This is a genomic window from Mycoplasma sp. 3341, from assembly GCF_051549855.1.
Classification (GTDB): domain Bacteria; phylum Bacillota_I; class Bacilli_A; order Mycoplasmatales; family Metamycoplasmataceae; genus Metamycoplasma.
In genome coordinates, this window is the sequence record NZ_CP196080.1 from 75,426 (window position 1) to 95,645 (window position 20,220).

General features: G+C 30.6%; 18 protein-coding genes and 1 tRNA gene. 5 read left to right on the forward strand and 14 right to left on the reverse strand.

Translation table 4 applies throughout. The features are described 5' to 3' along the window. Nucleotides 1–55: 55 nt before the first annotated feature. Nucleotides 56–376: a carboxymuconolactone decarboxylase family protein gene (locus ACSH40_RS00340; RefSeq protein ID WP_438341584.1), complete on the forward strand. Its 321-nt coding sequence runs from the start codon at nt 56–58 to the stop codon at nt 374–376. Nucleotides 377–604: 228 nt separating this feature from the next. On the opposite strand, the gene ACSH40_RS00345 is transcribed toward ACSH40_RS00340, so the two are convergent. The 4 genes from ACSH40_RS00345 to ACSH40_RS00360 are packed head-to-tail and all read right to left on the reverse strand — an operon-like array spanning nt 605 to nt 6,279. Beyond that, complete coding sequence (locus tag ACSH40_RS00345; protein ID WP_438341585.1) at nt 605–1,408, reverse strand: alpha/beta fold hydrolase; 804 nt, start codon at nt 1,406–1,408, stop codon at nt 605–607. Nucleotides 1,409–1,417: 9 nt separating this feature from the next. Beyond that, entirely contained in the window at nt 1,418–2,494 is a 1,077-nt protein-coding gene (locus ACSH40_RS00350; RefSeq protein WP_438341586.1) for a hypothetical protein, read from the reverse strand. A 1-nt stretch (nt 2,495) separates the two neighbouring features. After that, nucleotides 2,496–3,491 carry an ABC transporter permease subunit gene (locus ACSH40_RS00355; protein ID WP_438341587.1) on the reverse strand — a complete coding sequence of 332 codons (996 nt, stop codon included), beginning with the start codon at nt 3,489–3,491 and terminating at the stop codon, nt 2,496–2,498. Then, nucleotides 3,451–6,279, reverse strand: a complete 2,829-nt coding sequence (locus ACSH40_RS00360) for an OppA family ABC transporter substrate-binding lipoprotein (protein WP_438341588.1) — start codon at nt 6,277–6,279, stop codon at nt 3,451–3,453. The genes ACSH40_RS00355 and ACSH40_RS00360 overlap by 41 nt, the downstream gene beginning before the upstream one ends. A 190-nt stretch (nt 6,280–6,469) precedes the next feature. On the opposite strand from ACSH40_RS00360, the gene ACSH40_RS00365 reads away from it, so the two are divergent. Continuing rightward, nucleotides 6,470–7,024, forward strand: coding sequence for a thymidine kinase (locus ACSH40_RS00365; protein ID WP_438341589.1), 555 nt, complete (start codon nt 6,470–6,472; stop codon nt 7,022–7,024). A gap of 204 nt (nt 7,025–7,228) precedes the next feature. Here the strand turns inward: ACSH40_RS00365 and ACSH40_RS00370 are convergent. From ACSH40_RS00370 to ACSH40_RS00405, 8 genes are all read right to left on the reverse strand, one after another. Then, nucleotides 7,229–7,304 (reverse strand) — tRNA-His (locus ACSH40_RS00370). Between the two features lie 40 nt (nt 7,305–7,344). Continuing rightward, the gene (gene rsmI / locus ACSH40_RS00375) at nt 7,345–8,058 is read right to left on the reverse strand and encodes a 16S rRNA (cytidine(1402)-2'-O)-methyltransferase (protein ID WP_438341590.1); all 714 of its coding nucleotides are present in this window, start codon (nt 8,056–8,058) and stop codon (nt 7,345–7,347) included. Next, nucleotides 8,048–8,941 carry a hypothetical protein gene (locus ACSH40_RS00380; RefSeq protein ID WP_438341591.1) on the reverse strand — a complete coding sequence of 298 codons (894 nt, stop codon included), beginning with the start codon at nt 8,939–8,941 and terminating at the stop codon, nt 8,048–8,050. Before ACSH40_RS00380 ends, rsmI begins: the two co-directional genes overlap by 11 nt. Next, nucleotides 8,941–9,597, reverse strand: coding sequence for a dTMP kinase (tmk, locus tag ACSH40_RS00385; protein WP_438341592.1), 657 nt, complete (start codon nt 9,595–9,597; stop codon nt 8,941–8,943). The genes ACSH40_RS00380 and tmk overlap by 1 nt, the downstream gene beginning before the upstream one ends. 10 nt (nt 9,598–9,607) lie before the next feature. Continuing rightward, complete coding sequence (locus ACSH40_RS00390) at nt 9,608–10,189, reverse strand: toprim domain-containing protein (protein WP_438341593.1); 582 nt, start codon at nt 10,187–10,189, stop codon at nt 9,608–9,610. 2 nt (nt 10,190–10,191) lie between these two features. Beyond that, nucleotides 10,192–10,485 carry a YbaB/EbfC family nucleoid-associated protein gene (locus tag ACSH40_RS00395; RefSeq protein ID WP_438341594.1) on the reverse strand — a complete coding sequence of 98 codons (294 nt, stop codon included), beginning with the start codon at nt 10,483–10,485 and terminating at the stop codon, nt 10,192–10,194. Between the two features lie 9 nt (nt 10,486–10,494). Beyond that, nucleotides 10,495–12,861: a DNA polymerase III subunit gamma/tau gene (gene dnaX, locus ACSH40_RS00400; protein ID WP_438341595.1), complete on the reverse strand. Its 2,367-nt coding sequence runs from the start codon at nt 12,859–12,861 to the stop codon at nt 10,495–10,497. A 124-nt stretch (nt 12,862–12,985) separates the two neighbouring features. Further along, nucleotides 12,986–13,951, reverse strand: a complete 966-nt coding sequence (locus ACSH40_RS00405; RefSeq protein ID WP_438341596.1) for a TMEM164 family acyltransferase — start codon at nt 13,949–13,951, stop codon at nt 12,986–12,988. Nucleotides 13,952–14,221: 270 nt separating this feature from the next. On the opposite strand from ACSH40_RS00405, the gene ACSH40_RS00410 reads away from it, so the two are divergent. Together ACSH40_RS00410 and ACSH40_RS00415 are read left to right on the forward strand one after the other, a co-directional pair. Continuing rightward, a complete protein-coding gene (locus tag ACSH40_RS00410) occupies nt 14,222–15,442 on the forward strand; it encodes an AEC family transporter (RefSeq protein WP_438341597.1) in 1,221 nt (406 codons plus the stop codon). Nucleotides 15,443–15,538: 96 nt separating this feature from the next. Next, the gene (locus tag ACSH40_RS00415) at nt 15,539–16,507 is read left to right on the forward strand and encodes a lactate/malate family dehydrogenase (protein ID WP_438341598.1); all 969 of its coding nucleotides are present in this window, start codon (nt 15,539–15,541) and stop codon (nt 16,505–16,507) included. A gap of 104 nt (nt 16,508–16,611) precedes the next feature. Here the strand turns inward: ACSH40_RS00415 and ACSH40_RS00420 are convergent, their stop codons facing one another. Then, a complete protein-coding gene (locus ACSH40_RS00420; protein WP_438341599.1) occupies nt 16,612–17,010 on the reverse strand; it encodes an MscL family protein in 399 nt (132 codons plus the stop codon). 81 nt (nt 17,011–17,091) lie between these two features. Next, the gene (locus tag ACSH40_RS00425; RefSeq protein ID WP_438341600.1) at nt 17,092–17,898 is read right to left on the reverse strand and encodes a hypothetical protein; all 807 of its coding nucleotides are present in this window, start codon (nt 17,896–17,898) and stop codon (nt 17,092–17,094) included. A gap of 153 nt (nt 17,899–18,051) precedes the next feature. Here ACSH40_RS00425 and ACSH40_RS00430 point away from each other — a divergent pair, with 153 nt between their 5' ends. Then, a complete protein-coding gene (locus ACSH40_RS00430; protein ID WP_438341601.1) occupies nt 18,052–20,220 on the forward strand; it encodes a HinT-interacting membrane complex protein P80 in 2,169 nt (722 codons plus the stop codon).

Sequence of the window (20,220 nt, forward strand, 5' to 3'; positions counted from 1 at the left end):
AAAGTGTGTTTTTGCTTTAAAATTTAGGTATAAATGTAATTTTTTGGAGGAAGTTATGGACAAAAAGAAAAGTGGTTATGAAACTTTAGTCGAAAAAAGACCAGAATTTGTTAAAGCATTCAGTGAACTTACAAAAGTGCTTTATTCTGCCAATTACTTAGATGAAAAGACTAAAGAACTAGTTGCTGTTGGAGTAGCAGTTTCAAAAAGATGTAAACCATGCATGAAAGCACACATCAAAAAAGCCTATATAGCTGGTGCTAATTACGAAGAAATTTTGGATGCAGCATTGGTTCCTGTTGGTTTCGGTGGAGGTCCTGTTTATAGTTCGGTAGTGAACGACGTAATGGAACTTTTGGAAGAGTTAGAAAAATAATTTTGTATCGAGCAAACACTGCTCGATTTTTTTTTTTTTTTTGTCTTGAAACACTACTAAATATACTAAAAAATAACTTGGAGATTAATTTACGTTACTTTTTTGAAAAAACTTAAAAAATAAAATAGACTCAATTTGTACAAAAAAAACACAGCATTGCGCCGTGTTGTAAATAATAAGTACTGTTCAAATAAGCTTTTAAGCATTATGTTTTTTTGCCTTTGTTAATTAATTTGCGTAGAAATCTTTGAGAGTATCAATAAAATTGTCAAAGTCTTCCAATCATATTGAATGTCCTGCTTTTTGAAATTCGAAAACTTGAACATCTTTGTTAACACTGTGGTAATAATTTGCAATATTAGCAAAATCAATTATTCCATCATAAGCACCAATGAAAAGACCTACTGGCATTTTTGCGTTTTTAATTCCTTCGTCAATTCTATCCATATTTTCTAAACTTGGCAAGATTCTACCAAGGGCATAGATGTTTCTTAATTCTTCCTGGTGAGTTGCAAAATATTTATCCATTTGTTTTAATTTGTTTTCATCATTTAGCAATTTTGAAGGATCATAATAGCAAAGGTTAACTAGTTTCTTTCATTCTTCAGTATTCAATGGAAAGAAGCATTCGTCAAATTCTTTTACTCTTGTTAATCCAGAACGTGACATTGGCCCCACAAGAGCAATCTTTTTGATTTTTTTACTGTTTTTCAACACAGCTGACATTGAAATTCCTCCACCCATTGAGTGTCCGAATAGATAAAGATTGTCAACATTAATTTCTTTAATTCAAGCATCAAAAATATCACAAAAAGTTAGAAACTTCATGACTTCCGGTTTGTATTGACTTTTACCACTTGCTAGCATGTTTAAGCCTCAAATGTTGTACTCATTTGCAAATGAATTAAACAAAGGTTCAAAGAAAGCAAATTCCGAACCAAAACCATGAACAAAAATTAAGTTTTTATCCTTCTTGTTATCAATGTGCAAATATTCAAGTTCTAAATCATTTCATTTAAAAGTTTTAATCATTTTTACTCCTTAATTGTTATCAACTACTCTTGCTATTTGAATGGCTAAAAGTTGATTTGTTATCAAGAAAATAAATAAATATAAAGTTGGAAAGACAATTTGCCACATATTCTTAGCGCGATCAGTTCAATTTTCTTTGAATAGTGAAGCAATATTTCAATTGATTGTAAAACCTAGAAAACTTATTGTTGCTAACAGGAAAATAATATATCCCAATCTTCTTGCAAATAAAATGAGTATTCTTCCAAAAATCGCTCACAAAATGTGAACATAAACAATTCTTAAAACCGATGCATTCATTGCTATCAAAGCTTTTACATATTCTTTATTTCATTCTTCTTCAGCATAAGAAGCAGCTCAGTAAGTTAGTCTTACCGATCCAGTTACAATGATTGCTACAATTACTCCAGTAATTGAATTTCATATTACAAGCGAAATCAAAATATACATAATGTCAGGAATAGCAACAATTGAACCAAGTGATTTTTTGATAAATGATCTTAATTGACTCTGTTTTCTTGCTAAAAATATTCCACAGCTAAAACCAAAAAACATTTCTACAACAAAACACAACATCGCACAACCAAAAGAATAGAAAAACAATTTTAAACTATGAACTAAAACGTCATAACCATTTCTATCAGTCCCTAGTAATGCATAACGGTAGTCATGTTTAGCTTGAGAACTAAAGAATTGATCTAAATTAAAAACTAAATACTCCCTTTGCAAATTGTTAGTTATAAAGGTATGATAAATGTGATTATCTTCTTTACTTACTATTGAGTAAATAGTTTGATAAATATTGTCAGATTCTCTTTTTTCAATTGTGTAAAGTAAAGGATTATCTTTTGACACGGTGATATGTGCTGTTATGTTTTTATCTAAGTTCAAATTAGCAAATTCTTCATATGGAGAAGAGTTTAAAAAGATATTTATGAAACTAATAAATATCATCAAAAGTCAAATTATCAATAAAAAGACTGCTATTTTATTGCTAAAAAATCTTTTAAAGTAACTTTGCTTCTTACCAACAATATCGAGATTGTGCTTGCGTTGCGATGCAAAGCGAAAAAGTGATTTTTCCATTCTAATCCTTTGCAAATGGGTTAATTGATAATTTGATAGTTTCTGTGATTAATAGTGAGCTTAAATACGTAACTGATAAAAAGGCAACTAAATAGCAAAGTGCTTCATTGTGATAGGTGGCGATAACTGAATATAAATATTTTCAAGTTCCTGGCACAGCATAATAACTTTCTAAAAAGATACTTGCAATGAAAAGTGACAATATTTCAAAAGGAATCAGTGTCAATACTGGACTAATTGAGTTTTTAATTACAACTTTTCAGTATTTTTGTCAACCATTCATTCCTAATGTTGTGGCATGTAAATAGTAACTTGAATTAAGAACTTTAATTGTTTCACTTCTTGTCACTTGCACAATTGAAGACATCGAAATAAGACTAAGACTGAGTATTGGCAACAAATAGGTTGAAAACTTGTGTACGTCAAAATCAATAATCATTGATGTCTCTGAAAACAATAAATTGATGATTGGAATTAATATCAATAAAGAAATCGAAATGAAAATGATAACTCCAAAATTTATTAAATAGTCAGTAGCTTTGTTTCTTTTGTATGCTGCAAGCAAACCTAGGCAATAACCAATTATTAGGCTTATTAATAAACTTATTAAACCAATTGTGTAGCTGTAACGATTTTGTGTGATTCAGTAGTTACTTAGTTTCAAATTTTCTTGGTTTAAGACACCAATTGATTGATCTAGAACCTGAAAATTAAGAAAATTAAAAGTAAAGAGCCTTCCAATATATTGGAAGACTTTTTGTGCCAAAGGTTTATCCAGTTGATAGATTTCTAACAGTCTTTCATACCCTGTTTGATCCGGCGCCATTGACATTTTTTCAATGTCTAAAGGTACTGGGTGAAAAGCAGTAGTTAGGGTATAGATGATGATGTTAATAAGAAATAGAATGATTAAACTTAAGGCTATTTTAGTGACAAAATTTCAAAAATAATGTTGTCTATTTTTCCTTTGTAGTATTGATTTTCATATCTTGTACATAATCTATATCATTAAATGCGATTGGAGCAGATAAGTATTTTTGACTATATCTGTAATCTAAGTTATTTAAACTTGGAATTCATTTTTCTAAGTTCATTTCTACCCCTCTTCAGGTATTTAGTTCTCTCAGTAGTTGCACAACTTGTTCGTTAGTTACAGTTTTTAAATAATCACGAGCAAGTTTAGCAGCCTCAGTAATATTGTCGATTGAGAAAATTCCTTTCGAAGCATCATATTTATATGCAGGCCCACCTAGTCCTCTATATGAATATGCTTTTAGATCATCTATTCAAATTCCCCTTAAATATAAGTTTCTTTCTTCATATGAGTTCATTTTGTCTAGATCATTTCAAGTTAGAGGTTTAAATTGCGCTTCTAGATTTTTATCTGCAGCATTCGGTTTGTAAATTTCGTTCATTTTGAAGTTTCCGTTGTCGAATTGTTTCTTCATAAATTTAGCGAAATTGGTTAGTTCTGGGAAGTTTTGAGCAAGTGGTGATTTGTTTCCTTTATCAGCATCAGCAAATAATTGGAATAATGGGAACATACTTTGTCCAATTGCGTGAGTAATTTTATCTAGGTATGAAGCTTGAGAGTCATCTTCATAGTTAAGAACTAAATGTTGTGAAATAGTGTTAGCTCCTGTACCATTGTCAGCTCCAAAAATTTTCACAATATCTTCGTTAGTGTTTAATTTCTTGAAAACTGGATCTAAACGACTGTCTAAGTCTTTAATTACTTGAATCATGTCATTGTATGCTTTTTCTTCCGCTGTGTTAACAACTGAGCTGTTGTAGATGTATCAAGTAATTTTTTGGTCGCTTGACAATGAATTTTCTTTGTAGAAATCATCTAGTAATTTTTTCATTGCTGGTTTAATTGAGTCAAAATATATTGATTTTGTGTCATTTTTGTATGCGTTGTTAGCTGTTAATGTTAATTTATTTCCTTGTGCATCAATAGCGATTAAATCATTGATGATATCTTTCGCATCACGAGGTGTTTTGTATTGCGATGTCTCTTGGTCTGTTCCACCAATTTTGGCATCAGGCGCTGCACCATTTAATCATAGATCCACATTTGCATCAGGGTTAAGTTTTGAAACAATTTGTTGTCAGTTGATTGCTTTGTTAATCATTGTTTTAAAACTTGCTGATAATGGGCTTAGAGCACCTTTAGTAATTGAACGAGTCACGTGATTTAAGTCTGTACCAACATATCCTTTTTGAATTTCATCAATAGAAGCACCATAAACAAGTTTTGCATAATTGTTGTTAAATGCAATACTTTCATAGTTTACCTCTGCAACTTTTGTATCATCGTCATATGCGACTCTTGGAGCAGGAGTAAAGTTAAACACGCTCTTGATTGTAGTTTTAGTCTTTAGGAAATGTTTGAAAGGCACAACTGAGTAGTTTGAAGAGTTTTTATTCAATGCGTCTTTAGTACTTTGGTCTTGAACATCATACGTCATAAACGCATTTTGACCATTTTTAAAGTTACTGTAATTTCTTGAGTTGTCTGTACTTAAAGAATTGAAAACTATTTGTTTTACTGAATTTTTGCTCTTAGCTCAGTCTTGGTCTCAGTAATTTGGATTTTGTTTTAGAATGAATTTTGAAGTTGTTGAATCTTTTGATGGAATGTATGCACCAGCATAAAGGTTATTTTCTCAATCTTTTACACCATAGAAATAAATACCTGATGCATGTACAATGTCGTAACCATATGTTTTAACTGTAACATCATATTTTTCTTTAGTTTTCGGATTTTCCATTGTTACTGTAGACATAGTGTTGTACTCTGGTTTTTGAGCCAATTCCTTAATGTATTGACTTGGGGCAGCTGCAAAAATGTTTGAGTTAATAAACATTAAGTTTCAGTAATTAAAAATATCTTTTTGTTGTTTGAAATCTTCGTCTATTTCTAGAACTAAACTATTGTCTTTAACAGCATTCACTGGAGCATATGTCGTTTTGTCGTATGCTCTAAATTTTTCGCTACTAATTCCATTTATTTCCATTAGTTGATTGTGAGTGAATAGTTGTTTTCCGAAACGTTCAATTGGGCTAACTCCTGTAACAGATTGAATATTTTTATCAACTGCTTTAGCTTGATCTGGAGTTCCATTATATCCAGCTTCTTGACGTTGGAAACGTCCTTGGAAGTATGAACGTAAGTATGAGTATCAGAAGTCTTCTGCTACCACTTTATATTGTGTTTTGTTGCCATCAGCATCTGTTCAATAAACATCGTCACGAACTTGAATAGAAATTTTGTTTGCGGCACGCATGTCTTGTATAAATTGTTCTGAGTTGATTGAACGTGAATCTGAAGATTTTTGATATTCATATGGGTTGGTGTCTGATGTTGATAGTTCATAGTCGTCTTTGTCATAAACTTTTTGACTACCATCTTCTAAAGTAATAGTAATTGATTTTGCCAATTCAAATTTGTAGGCAACTTGTCCTGATTTTTTAAGTGCTTTAGTTGTTGTATCATATTCTGGTGAAGAAATAGTAATATTTCTAAATAATTGTCCTGAAACAGCTGTTTCTAAAACTGGATTATCTTGATAGTTGATGCTTAATTTTGCACTATAGTCTAAAAAGTATGCACCTTGTCTAAGGTTGTCTTTTAAATTAAAAACAACTTCTTTTGAAACTTCTTGTTGCTTGTCATCACAAGAAGCAGCAATAAAAGCAACTGATGAAATGGGCAAAGCCATAACTCCTAGCGCTAAAAAGTAACGCTTGGCTTTAAATTTTGATTTAAAAGATTTTTTCATTTTTTGTCCTTTTCTTTATAAAAATTGCTTAAAAATTATTTTTTATCCTAGAATACTACACAAAAAATTAAAAATTTAACAAAATAGTCCACTTTTTTAGCAAAAATGCAATATTTTTGGAAATTTAGTAATTGTTAAAACAAAAAAATAAAAGGGTTAAAATAGAAGCATATTAGTTGGGAGGAGTTGTATGCAATATTTTGATCAAGGTATTATTCAAGTTATTACTGGACCAATGTTTAGTGGTAAAAGTGAAGAATTATTAAAAAGAGTAAGAACGTTGGAATATGCCGGTTATAAGATGACAATAATTAAGCCAGCAATTGATACAAGATTTGGAAAGGATAACATTGTTTCAAGATCTGGTATAAAACACGAGACACATTCACTACAAGATATAAAGGATATTTATCAATTAATAGAAGAAGATACAAATGCCATTATTATTGATGAAGCGCAATTCTTTGGTGATGAAATTGTTGAAATTGTTGACGATTTAGCAAACAAAGGATACTTGGTGATTGTTAGTGGTTTAGACCAAGATTATCGTCGCAAACCTTTTAAAAATATGGCGATGATAATGGCGATTGCTGAAAAAGTTACAAAATTATATGCCGTTTGTGTTGTATGTAAAAATCGTGCTTCTTGTTCTTATCGGACAGTAAATAGCAAAAAAACTATTCTAATTGATGATGAGTCTTCATACGAAGCACGTTGTCGTAATTGTCACATTCTAAAAAAATAGTAAAAGAAAAAAATGAGTTGTTGTTTGTAATTCACTCCTTGTGGGGTGTTTTTATTTGCTTAAAAATTAAAAAATAAGTTTTTACCGATTTGCTTGCTTTGAAAATGACATTTTTAATAAAAAAGAGACAGAGTTGATATTACTCTGTCATAAATAGTTTAATGTTCTTTATTAAGAAATATTTTGAAAAAAGGTATAAAAAAATGGGGCGAAAGACGGGGATCGAACCCGCGAATGCTGGAGCCACAACCCAGTGCGTTAGCCACTTCGCCACTTTCGCCATTTATTAAGCTATAAAATTATAGCACAACGTAAGCAAATTAACTCACATTTTTTAAATGGGCGTATTTATTGACTTTTTCTTTTTTAACTTCAGGGATATTAAAGACTAAAACGAATTCTCCTTTTGTATTATCTTGAAGCTGTTCTAAAACTTGTTTAGGACTCCCTTGATAACTAGCTTCGAATTTCTTAGTCATTTCTTTTATTAAATATAGCTCAATATTGTTTCCAAAAACAACATCAAAATCATTCAGTGTAGCTATTAGCTTATGTGGTGATACATATGATATGTAGGTATTAGGAGTCAATGTTTTGAAATAATTTATTCTTTGTTGGCTTTTATCTTTTAAAAAACCAATAAAACTGAATGTCGAGCTGAAATTAGCTTTTATGAAAGCATGAATTAAAGCAGTAGGTCCTCCAATTACTTCTACATCTACGTCATTTTGTTTGCATAAGCGAACTATTTCGAATCCTGGATCGCTGACAGCCGGCATTCCAGCATCACTAATCAAAGCAACAGATTTGTTGTCTTGGATCATTTGCAAAACTTTTGGTGCAAAAGTTTTTTCATTGAAATTATGATAAGCTGAAGTAGGTGTATAAATTTCATAATGTTTCAGTAGCGGTTTCGATGTTCGAGTGTCTTCGCACAATATTAAATCTACTTCTTTTAAGATTCTTACTGCCCGATAACTAATATCTTCTAGATTACCAATTGGAGTCCCTACTATATATAGTTTATTTTCCATACAAATCACTCATTTCAAGTATAAATTGTGCTTTTTGGGCATTGAAATTTACGTTGTTTTTTGACAATAGCAATTTATATTTTTTAGTCACTTCAATAGCCTGTTTTATATCTAGATTGCTTGATAAAACTTCACGATTTATCAATAAAACTTCACGATAAAAATTATTTTGTTGTAATAAAACTTCTGAATAGTAAGTGTGTAAAAATTGTAACAATATCCAACTGTTTTCTTTTGTCAAGTTTTGCACCAAAAGATTGATTAGTTGTGAATAGTTTTGTTCGTTACATGCTTGCAATAACAGTTCTAGACTATCTTCAATCTCTTGAGTATAAAAAGACTCAATAAATTGAGCGCTATCGGTTAAGAAAGCAAAAAAATGTTTAAATTTTGAATTTTCAAACAAAGTATTATTCAAAATGTTTGTTTCATTTTTTGAATTAATATCTACTACAACCGAGCGTGAAAAAATTGTTTTCAAAACCTTGTTTTTGTTATTAGTAGTCATTATTACAAAAACGTTTGGCTCTAGGTTTTCCAAGAATTTTAAAAGTAAGTTTAGCGAACTGGCATTACCATTTTCAATATTTTTAATAAGAATGATTTTGCTTTCTAAACTATTCATTGATTGAGTAGTTTTGCAAATAGCTTCATTGACTGCTTCTTTGGTAAGAGTTTTATCGCTTTCTAAAATCGAAAAATTCAAATGACTTTGCATTTGCGATATTGAATCAAATTTAATATCCTGAATATGATTTATAAAGTAAAGGACATAAGGTGATAAGTCGACTTTTTGATTTGTTGAAAATAAAATTGTTTGAATTTTTTTATTGTAGTGTGTTGCATTATCAATCAGTTGAAAAATATTTTCTCCACTTGCCATTATTTAACCAAGTGATTTTCTAAAATTTCAGTTACTGTTTTTAAAACTTCTTCGATTGGCAAAGAAGCATCAACAATCTTGAATTTGTCTGGTTCCTGACTGATAAGTTTATGGTATCCATCGTAAAGTTTTTGGTAATAGTCTAATTCATGATCTTCTAAGCGATCTAAATTCTGACGATTATTAGTAATTCTTGCTAGTGATTGTTCTGGTTTTAGGTCGAAATAAATCACTAAATCTGGCATGACTTGCTTATTGCTACCTAGCGATAAAGCAATTTTGTTTAATTGACGTACATCATCAATACCTAAATTACCCAACACTCCTTGATAAATTAGAGATGAGTGAAGGTAGCGATCACTAATTACAACTTTATTTTCTTGTAGCGCAGGTCAAATGCATTTTTCTAAATTTAGACGTCGACTTGTAACGAATAGAAGAGCGTCCACAGCAGGACTAAAATTATTTTTGTTATCGAGAATCATTTGACGAATTAGTTCAGCTTCACGAGAATTGCTGCTTCCTGGTTCTCTTGTGTAAATTACTTCAATGTTTGGATGTTTTGCTTTTAAGTACTCTTTGACATGCTTTAAAGCAGTAGTTTTTCCACCTCCATCCATACCCTCAAATGTGATAAATTTTGCTCTTTTATTCATAATGACTTCCTTACATCTTTACTTTGTACTCTAATGATTGTTTTAAGGTGATCGGATCAACAATGTCAATGGTTGCCCCAAAAGGAATTCCAGTACTTAATTGAAAAACTTCAATATTATTAGCACCCAAAATAGTTTTTAGTCTTTGCATGGTTATTTGACCGTTTAGATTAGTTGGCAAGGCTAAAATAACTTCTTGTATACCAGTGCAATATTGCAAAATTTCTTCAATAAGTTTTTGGTCAAAATTTTGTTTTTTAGTGCTTAGTAAATCACTTAAAACAAAGTATTTTCCTTTGTAAGTGCCAAGTTGTTCAAAAGATTTAATGTCCTGAGCTTTTTCTACAAAAACAACTTTTTTGGAGTTTTTGCGTTCTTCACAAATTTCGCAAATCTCATTTTTGCCAAAATTGTGACACAATTTGCACTCAATGATAGTGCTTTTTGTGTTTTTTATTACTTCTAAAAGACTATCAATTTCCTTGCTGCTAGCTTTTAGAATTTTGAAAACAACTTTTTCTGCCATTCCCTGTGACAATCCAAAGGTTTGTTTGATTGCTAGTTTTAGCAATTCTAGTTGCTCGTTATTCATTATTAGAATGGTAGTCCTGTTGTTGGAACTTGTTTACTTAATTCTTCATATTCATTTTCGATTTTTTCAAGTGCTTCATTAATAGTAATAATGATTAAATCTTCTAGTGTTTCTGTATCTTCTGGGTCAACTAGTAATTCATTTAATTTTAAAGAGGTAATGGTTCTTGAACCTTTCATTACTAGTTTGATTCCTTGTTTTTCAACAACAAAATCTTTTTTAGAGATTTCTTTTTCTTTTAATTCCATTTCAGCTTGTAATTTTTTAGCTTGTTTTAACATTTCATTAATATTCATATTTATCTCCTAACTTCAATCTGTTTTTAAGGCATCACCAAAAATGTCTTGTAGTTTTTCATAACTATCATCTTTTTTTAGTGTTGGTAACGGTGGCAAAGGACGAACTTGTCTTGATCTTATTAATTCAAAATTAGATTTGTAAAAATTCTTTGCTCTTTCCAGCTGTTGTCCTGTAGCAGCAAAAAGGTGTAAACTTTTGCCAAAAACACTTTGTACAAATCTTCAATAATCATCTTGTTTTTTTAGTTGATTAAATTTATCAACCACACTTTGATAATTACTTTGGAAAATAATGAATTGATCAGTACTAATAACAATTTTGAAATTTTCCAAAATGTTGATAAATGGAGTAAATTCATCATATTTGTTTAAGTCTTTAGCTTGTGCTATTTTTGAATCATAAATAGTTTTAGTTGCCCGCGGATTATTAGTTTTACTTTTATACATTGCTGACAACATCATTAAATTGATTAACTCATCCATTGTTAAGTCAGTGCTTTGGTTTTCAATCACATCATCTAAACCAAAAATATCTTTTGTGGCGATTGCATAATTTTCTTCAGTTTTATTATTTGTTAGAATATCTTCTTCAATCACACTGTATTCAGCAGTGACTTGATTTTGTTCAACTGCGAATTCTTGTGTTTTTTGCAAAATGTCTTCAACACTTGCGTTTGAACGAGCATAAAAACTATCGTTTGAGATATCATCATAACTTAGCATTTGGTTTAGACGGTCATAATTTTTCTCATGTTTTTTAGCATGTTGTTGACTGTACTCACCGCCATCTAAATCACTCAACTCATTTAGTGACTCTGTCAATTTTTGTACTGGATTTAGTGTTGCTTGGCTGACAATCAGTTCAGGGACGTGTGTTGTTGTGATAGCAGTTTGTTCATCAGCCTCAATTTCTTGCAACAAATCTTCATTGTCTAGTGTTTCTTCATTTTTTAAGTCGAAAAAGTCGTTATTTTGTTCTTTTAACTCTTGTTCATAACTTTCTTTAACATTGTATTTCTCAATAGATGGATTAATGAAAACATTGTCAATTTGAATTGTTTGTTTTTCCTGTCTCTGACTTTCATTTTGTTCAAAATAATCTTCAACAACACTATTAGTTTGTGGTTTTATTTGAGCTTCATCAACAATTGAATCAATTGTTTTTCTTTCTAAATTACTATATTGTTCGTCGACAATATTTTTTTCTTTTTCCAAGAAGCTATTTTGTAAATTAGTGATTTTTTGTTCCATTAGTACTTCTGGACTTTCAATATTTTCACCAGAAGGGCTTGCAAAATCACTAGTACAAATTTTTAATAGTGCCAATTCGAAAGTTTGTTGTACTGTGTCGCTATATTTAATGTCTTTTAGTGCATCCACTAGTTGGTTCAAAATCACATAAGCACTTGCAATGTTTAGTTTTAATTGCTGAATTTGTTCAACTGAAAGAGATTTTAAAAATTTAGCTTTGTTAGTTTTATTTCAAACAACAAAATCTTTAACCGCCTCCACCATTGCTAAAAGCATTCTTTCAATGTCGGCTCCATTTTCAATGTAACTGGTGACAAGTTCTAAAACTTCATTAATGTTTTTAGCAGCAATAAGATTAATTAGGTTGATGATATTTTGTGTTGATGTCAAACCAAACATTTTTTCAACATCTTCAACTTTTACTTCATTTTCACCAGCAAATATTGACACTTGATCCGCCATACTCAAGGCATCACGCATTGCTCCATTTGCTAAGGTAGCAATCAATTTCAAAGCCTTATCTTCAAAACCAATATTTTCATGTTTATAAACATTTACCAATTGTTGGAAGATAACTTCATTATCAATTCTCTTGAAATTAAATCTTTGTACCCGACTTAAAACAGTAACAGGAATTTTTTGTGGATCAGTTGTTGCCAAAATGAAAATTACATGTTTAGGTGGTTCTTCAATAGTTTTCAGCAACGCATTTCAAGCATTTTTTGAAAGCATGTGAACTTCATCGATAATGTAGATTTTGTAAGGTGATGAAGATGGAAGGTTATCAATATTTTCTTTTAACGTTCTGATGTCATCAACTCCAGTATTTGAAGCAGCATCAATTTCTAAAATATCAAGATTACGATCGATGTTTACTAAACACTCCTGGCAAGGTGAGTTTTCACTTTTTTCATCATGTTGGCAATTTAAAATTGAAGCAAAAATTTTGGCAACTGATGTTTTACCAGTACCACGAGGTCCACAAAATAAATAAGCATGAGAAATTTTGTGTGTTTTTATCACATTTTTAAGTGTGTTAACAATATGATCTTGCCCTTTTACTTCGTCAAATGTGTGGGGACGGTATTGACGATATAAAGCAATATAACCATTATCAGCCATAAGACTCCTTTGAATGAAATTAAATAATACTAATTTAATTTATTTTATTTTATCATAGACTAAATTGCTATAAATTTAAAGTTTTAAGAGATTGGTTTTTAAACAAAAAAGCGCCGCTTGCGCTTTAATGTCTAACAATTCATTTCGATTGTTTAAAATCTGCATAAACTTGTGATTTTTGCACAAAAAATCTGATTTTGTTTTCTTCGTTTCTATATAAACCAATTTTTGAACCTAGAAAACAAATACCAAGTCCGATGAAATAGAAAATAATAAAAATTCCAATGTATAAAAATAAATGGTACGGCCAGCGAGTCAGTATACCCAAACTGTCTTTTTGGCTATTAGCTTGATCAATTCCCATATAAAACCAATTAGCATGTCAACGAACATCGGGAGTTATTTTTGTAGTTAAATAATTTAAACTAAAAACAAATATGGCAATCAAAATCATGGTAATAAGTGAGTCTTTTACCACCACCTTAGTGACTTTTTGTTTACCTAAAATTGTTATTAAAGTTGACATAATTAACAAAAAAGCATGTGCAAAAAAGAAATCTCAAAAGGCAAATGAGTCTAATCCTCAATGGATTGGTATTCCGTGATTTGCTCTTTGCCAAAATTCGTTATTTGCCAAATCAGTTAGACTAAATGCTATTAAAGCTCCAATGTAAGCAAAAATGCAATAATATTTTGAATAATCAAAGCGATTGAAGATAATTGACAGAATTACTAAAAATATAAACAAACGACAATAGTGTAAAGGTATTATTTCTCAATAATTAGGAAACCCATTGGTAAATAAAATCAATAGTCTACCAAAAAAACAAATCAAAGATATAGTTCCAAACAAAGTTCAAAAGCTTGTCTTTTTTAAACCAAGAATTTGTGCTCTTTTTTCGTAACGTTGTCTAATCAGCGAACGAAACAATCACAACAAAATGCACGTTAGTGCAACTAACGCAACTAGTGAATAATAAAGTGGCTTGGATTGCTCAAAATTTCAGTGTCCGCCGGCTCAATGAAAAAATCCTTTTTCAAAGACTTTTAGAGTCGGAAGATCTAGAGGTGCAAGGCTAGTTCTGGTCATCTTGAGTAAAATTATAAAGTAAATAATTGTTTACAAAACACAATAAAAACAAGTTTTTTGTCTTATTTTTTTGTATCTAAAAAAGCAAAAAAATGCTTGGTAAAAGCACTATTCATGGATTGTTAAAAAATTATTTCTTTGTTTATTTGAGTGAGTTGCTTAAAGTTTTTAAATATGTGTCTTATTGTATAATTATGAGTGAGGCATAAGCCGAATAAAAATCAAATATTTTATAAGACACATTTGAGTGTCAAAAAATCAAGGAAAAAAATGAAAGACTTTGTAAATGTTATAAGTCAACAAGGTATGTGGGGAGGAGTTCTTGCTACATGTACCTTCGTTGCTATAGGTTTTATAGTTACAAAGATGGGTTTATTTACTAAAGAAGTAAATCAAAAGATTTCTAAATTCACCCTTCAATGAGCTCTACCTTTTCTTTGCATCATAGCATTTATGCAACCAGCTTCTGCTAAGTTGGGTAAAGAAATAGGTACAATGATCGGAATAAGTGCAGCATTCTACATTCTTGCTGCAATTATTTCAAAATTAGTTGTTAAATTTGGACCAAGAATGGTTCCAGGTTTAGTAAAACGTAAAGCATTAGTTTTATATGAAAAACAAAATGGTTCACTAGAAGCTAGTGAAAACGAAAGAGAAGCAGCTATTGCTTCTATTGAAGCTAAATTGTTAACCATTATGATGATGATTTCATATGGTTCACTACAATTCTTTGCTTACCCTATGGTTATAGCAATGAAGGGATCAATCTTTGACGAAAGTGCATTAGCACTAGCTCAAGTATGATGTATTCCATACATGATTGGAGCATTCTCATACGTATTGATTCAATATTCAGGACAAAAAGTCTCAGCAAAAAACATTAAACCAATTCTAAAAGCAGTATTCAGCCCAATGATGTGCTGTCTATACTTCTCACTATTCATGTGAGCTTTACAATTTGCACTTCCACACACATACAAAATTGTTGATGGTAAACCATATACTCAAGTTTCTGAAGGTGGAATGCAATTCTGACATGGATTCAAAACTAATCTACCAGTATTTGGAAAAATTCTAGATGCAGGTACATCTATTATTTCACCATTAGCATGACTAGTTATTGGTGGAACACTTGCTACATCAAACTTGAAGGCAGCAGCTAAAAACCCATCAGTTTGAGTAGCAACAGCGCTAAAATTAGTTTTAATGCCACTAATTATGTTAGTAATCGCTCTTCCATTGGTACATGCAGGAGTGTTATCTCCAAGTACAGGAACCTTGTTAGTTCTATTTGGTGCAACTCCACCAGCTGCCGTATGTATTATCTTTGCTGTTTCTGCAAAACACCCAGAAGTAGCATTAACTGCTGAAGTTTCAGCATTATCTACATTATTATGTTTAATTGCAATGCCTGTGTGAGTAATTATTGCAAGCGTCGCAACAAAAGCAGTAGCTCCAGTTGCGAAAGTAGCAGCCACAGCAACAGCATAGAAATATATATGACAAACTAAGGGCTAAATCATTAATATTGTTAATGGTTGGCTCTTTTCTTTCAAAAACTAAACTTTAATATTTTTAAGGATAAAAATGAAAAAAATTATTGTAGTAGGAATGGGAAACGTAGGATTCACATTCGTTAACATCGCTGTAAGTCGTGGATTACAAGCAAACTATGTGTTTGCAGACTTAAATGAAGAAGTGTGTGTAGCACATGCACGTGACTTCGAAGATCAAGTGGCTTTAATGCCAAGAAATAACTCGACTTTTAGAAGAGGAACTCTTTTAGAAGACGCAAAAGATGCAGATGTTGTGGTTATTACAGCATCAATCCCAATGAAAAAATTAGCAGACCGTCTACAGCTAGCAGCAGACAATGCTAAATTAATGAAATCATTTGGAGATGATCTTAAAAAAGCAGGATTCCAAGGTACAGTTATTATTGCTGCTAACCCTTGTGATGTTATGGCAGCAGCAATTCATTATGCATCAGAACTACCATACAATAAAGTTATTTCAACAGGAACACTTCTAGACTCAGCAAGATTTAGAAAATTCATTGCTCAACGTCTATCAGTTTCAGCAGATTCAGTTCAAGCTGTTACTCTAGCAGAACACGGTGCTTCATTAATGGCTCCGTGATCAATGTTAAAAGTTGGAGAAGCAAAAATTGAAGATTTAATTAAAGCTGGAAAATTCACAGAAGCTGACAAAGAACAAATTCTAAAAGACACAGTAGCAGAAGGACTTTACATTTATGCACGTAAAGGAAACACACAATTTGGAATTGGAACATCAATTTATGAAATTACAGATGCTATTATCAACAACAAACGTCAAGTTATGACCGTAGGGGTTAAACTTCCAGAAAACTACAAAAATGCCGGAATTTATTCATCAATTCCAGTTATCGTAGGAGAAAATGGATACGAATACTTACCTACAAAACCAAACATGACAAATGATGAATGAGCAGCATTTGAAAAATCAACTTCAGCTATTGCTAAAGTACATGAAGATGTTATGAACTTAATCGGAATCAAAAAATCATTCCAATAATACTTTTCAAAGCCAACCTTTGGGTTGGTTTTTTTTTTTTTTTTTGTTTTTATAACTAAAAACCCCAGCTTTCAAAAGCCAGGGTTTCTAATTTCTCCTATATTTTATTTTTTGTTTGCGTTCATTTTTTTAAGTTCAGCTAAAATTAGTTCTTCTGTTGTAGGAACAGGTGTAACTGGTGCTGGAGCAGGTTTCTTAGAGTCTCTTCAGTTTTTAATTAAAAATACTAATAGAAGAGCAAAGAATATAATGAATGTTACAACGATAAATGCAATTAAAGCACCAATGAATTTTTGGATGTTCATTCCATATAGGTTTTCTAATGACATATCTTTTGGAAGTTTAGATAGTACACTATAGTTAATTGCTCCCATGATAATATCTGTAGCTAGAGATGTTACTACAGCACCAAATACTGTACCAAGTACCATTCCAATAGCCAACATGAACATGTTACCTTTTAGAACAACTTTTTTAGCGTCGTTATATGATTTTTTAAACATAAATACAATTGTAGCTTATTTTTCGGAAAATGCTACAACTTTTTGTTTGTTAAAAGTAACAAAAAAGCGAAAAATGCTTTATTATTCAGCACTTTCCTCGCTTTTTAGATTAGTATTCGTTTCAGTATTTTTAATCTTGTATAAGTCAAAAATGTTTTTATATCCATATGGTTGTGGTTTTCTCGGCAGTCTTTTTAGATTCTTTCCATAACGGTTTTCAAGATATTCTTTGTATTCTGAAAGAACGTTAACATCCAAACCATTTCAATGAACTGAAATTAGTTTGTTTGTAAGGTTAGTAATTCAAGTTCGTTTGTATCTCGTTTTGAAATCGTCAATAACTAAAAAACCATCATATTTACTTTCTGAAAGTTTATTTATTGCCTCACGATATGTGATTTTTTTACCAAACATTCAGTATGTTAATGGGTTTAACATTTTACCTTTGTACGCTCCAAAAAGCAGTCACTTTTTGATTCAAATGCTTGCTATGGCGACATCCTGAAAATTGGCGTGTTTTTGATAACTTTTTCTTAGCAAGTTGTAAAAAGATAGAAATTTCTTTGCCTTTTTGACTGTTGTAGGTACAATAATGTTAATTTTTATGAAGAAATTGGTTTTGTAAAGACTTTCTTTTGAAACAACAAATTTGTTTTGAAAATCATAATACTCAGAATAATTTGTATTATCCAAAACATTGTCAGGAGCAATCATTTTTAATTTGTCATATGAATCTTGTTTCATCATTACTTCAAAAAAATCTAGTGATGTAGTTAGGTCTTTATTGGTTGTTGCTGAAACCAAACTTAAACCATCCAAACTGTATCAAAGATTGTATTTTTGACACAACTCAATAAAATATTTCAATAATTCTAATTTGTTATACATATTCTCATAATTATACTATTCATTAAATTTTCAACTAGTCTTTTGCCATGGTAATTTTTGCCTTTTTGTCAAAATACCATTGCAAATTGCATTTGTTGGTATAATTCTTAATGATTTTATATTTAAAATATAAAAAACCTAAAAGGAGTATAAATGGCAAAAAACAATAGTTGAGCTAAAAAAATTGCTCGTTTCAACACCACCAAAGCAGAACAACGTAAAAAAGAAAAACTTCAAGAAGCAAACCACAATGAAGAAATGGTTGTTAAAAAGAAATGACCTAAAGTTGTATTGGGTTTAGCAATCGTTGGAGTTTTAGTAGCTGGATTTGCTATTCCATTGTCAGTGGCAGGCGCAAAATACAAAAAAGAAAAAACAAACTACAACGATGATGATGTGGTTTACACTGTTAAAGTCCCAAATAGTGATAAAACAGTTGAACTAAAATACAAAGACTTAAAAGCTATTAATGAAAGTGCTAGTGAAAATAGCACAATCTTTAATGCTACAAGCGCTCAAATTTATAAATATTTATATCAACAAGAATACGAAGCAAGTGCCAAATACAATGCAATTTATAATGCTGACAAAACTTTAAGTGAAAAGAAAAGCCTTTCATTAAAATCACTAAAAACAATTCGTGAAGCTAAGCAAAAAGAAATTGAAACATTAAAAGAACGTTTCCAAAAACAATTCGGTTATGGAAAATGAGAATCCAAATTTAAAGAAGAATTAGCAAAAGAAAATTATGGAAAAAGCGAAACAGAGCAAGAAGCTGTTGATTATTTAGTTTCAAAAGAAATAAAAACTGATGCTTTAAGAAGATTTTCAACTGAAATTAATACTGACTTTACAATTGACGAAATTAAAAATGGTGTTAAAGCTAATGCTGATGTAACTTATCATTACTGAGATGAAGCTGCAAATAAAGAGCAAACTGTTACTTTAGCCAAAAAAGGTGAAATAATCGACTTAAAAGACTACTTCGCGTTAAGTGGTGATTATGTTAATACAGTCTTACCTACAAATAATCTAAATGTTTTAGATGAAACTAAAGCAAAAGCATACATTTTTGTAACCAAATCATTTGTTGCAAGCGCTCGTAATGCAACTAAATACATTGAAGATTGACTAAAAACAAAACCAGTAATTTATTCACAATTTACTTTAAACATTACCCAAAACCAAAAATCATCAGATCAATTATTCGCTTTTGCAAAAAATGATTTGAAAAAACTACTTTCATTCGGCAGTTATGCAAATAGTGACAAAAATGTAATTGATTTAGCAATCAATCGTTTAGATTCTTTTGCAGGAATTACAAACATTGCTAGTGGTCAAAACTTGACTGATGAAGAAGCATTGCAAGCTAAAAATGACACTACCTTATTAGAAAATCTGGGACAAAACAATGCTTCAACATATGGTTCACAAGGATTTAGATCACTAAATGAAATTTATTCGAAAGAAAATGCTGAATTCTATGTACCATACACATCAATAGTTCAAAATAATGCCATTTTTACTCCCCACAAACTAGATAATTTCTTTACTAATTTCAAAAAATTAATTGTTGAAAAACTATTTGCTAACTCACAAGAATTACAAACTATTTTAAATGCAGATGCAATGGAATGAAGCAACGAAAATGCGCAAAAAGCTGCAGAATACAACAAACGCATCGGTGATTATTTAGATTCACTTTCGAATTACGAAAGTTTAATTGATGAAATTATTAAACAAGCATTGCAAGTAAATGAACTAAATCAAGTGTCATCAGTTTACCAAATTGATGAAAATAAATTCGCTTTCTTTACTTCAAGCGGTTTAGTATTTATAAACACCAAAACAGTAACTGATAAAAGCAATGCTTTGGCTTTGATTCTTTCTGATTTACAAAGAAGTGCAAATAAAAACGACAACAATGCCTTAAAACCATTGTTTAACATGACTAACATTTTTAATTCATTATTTAATGAAAACTACGAAGTCTTGAATATGCTTGCAAATCCTGATTTTGTAACTTATTTAAAAACTCAACAATATGAAAAACAAACAAGTAGCGAAAAAGCAAACTTTGATGACGATACTATTGCCAAAGCAAAACAATATGTTACTTCACAACAATATGCAAGTCTAATTTCGCTGTTAGTGGCCAAAAACAGTGAAATTAAAGAGTATGTAAATAATTTAATTACTAAAAACTTAAATGCTGATTATGAAAAAGTAAATAACAAGTGAGTAGTTAAAGACCACACAGACAAAGAATATAACCAATTTATTTTCTCTGTTATTCAAAAAAATCTACAAGGAGGAAACTAG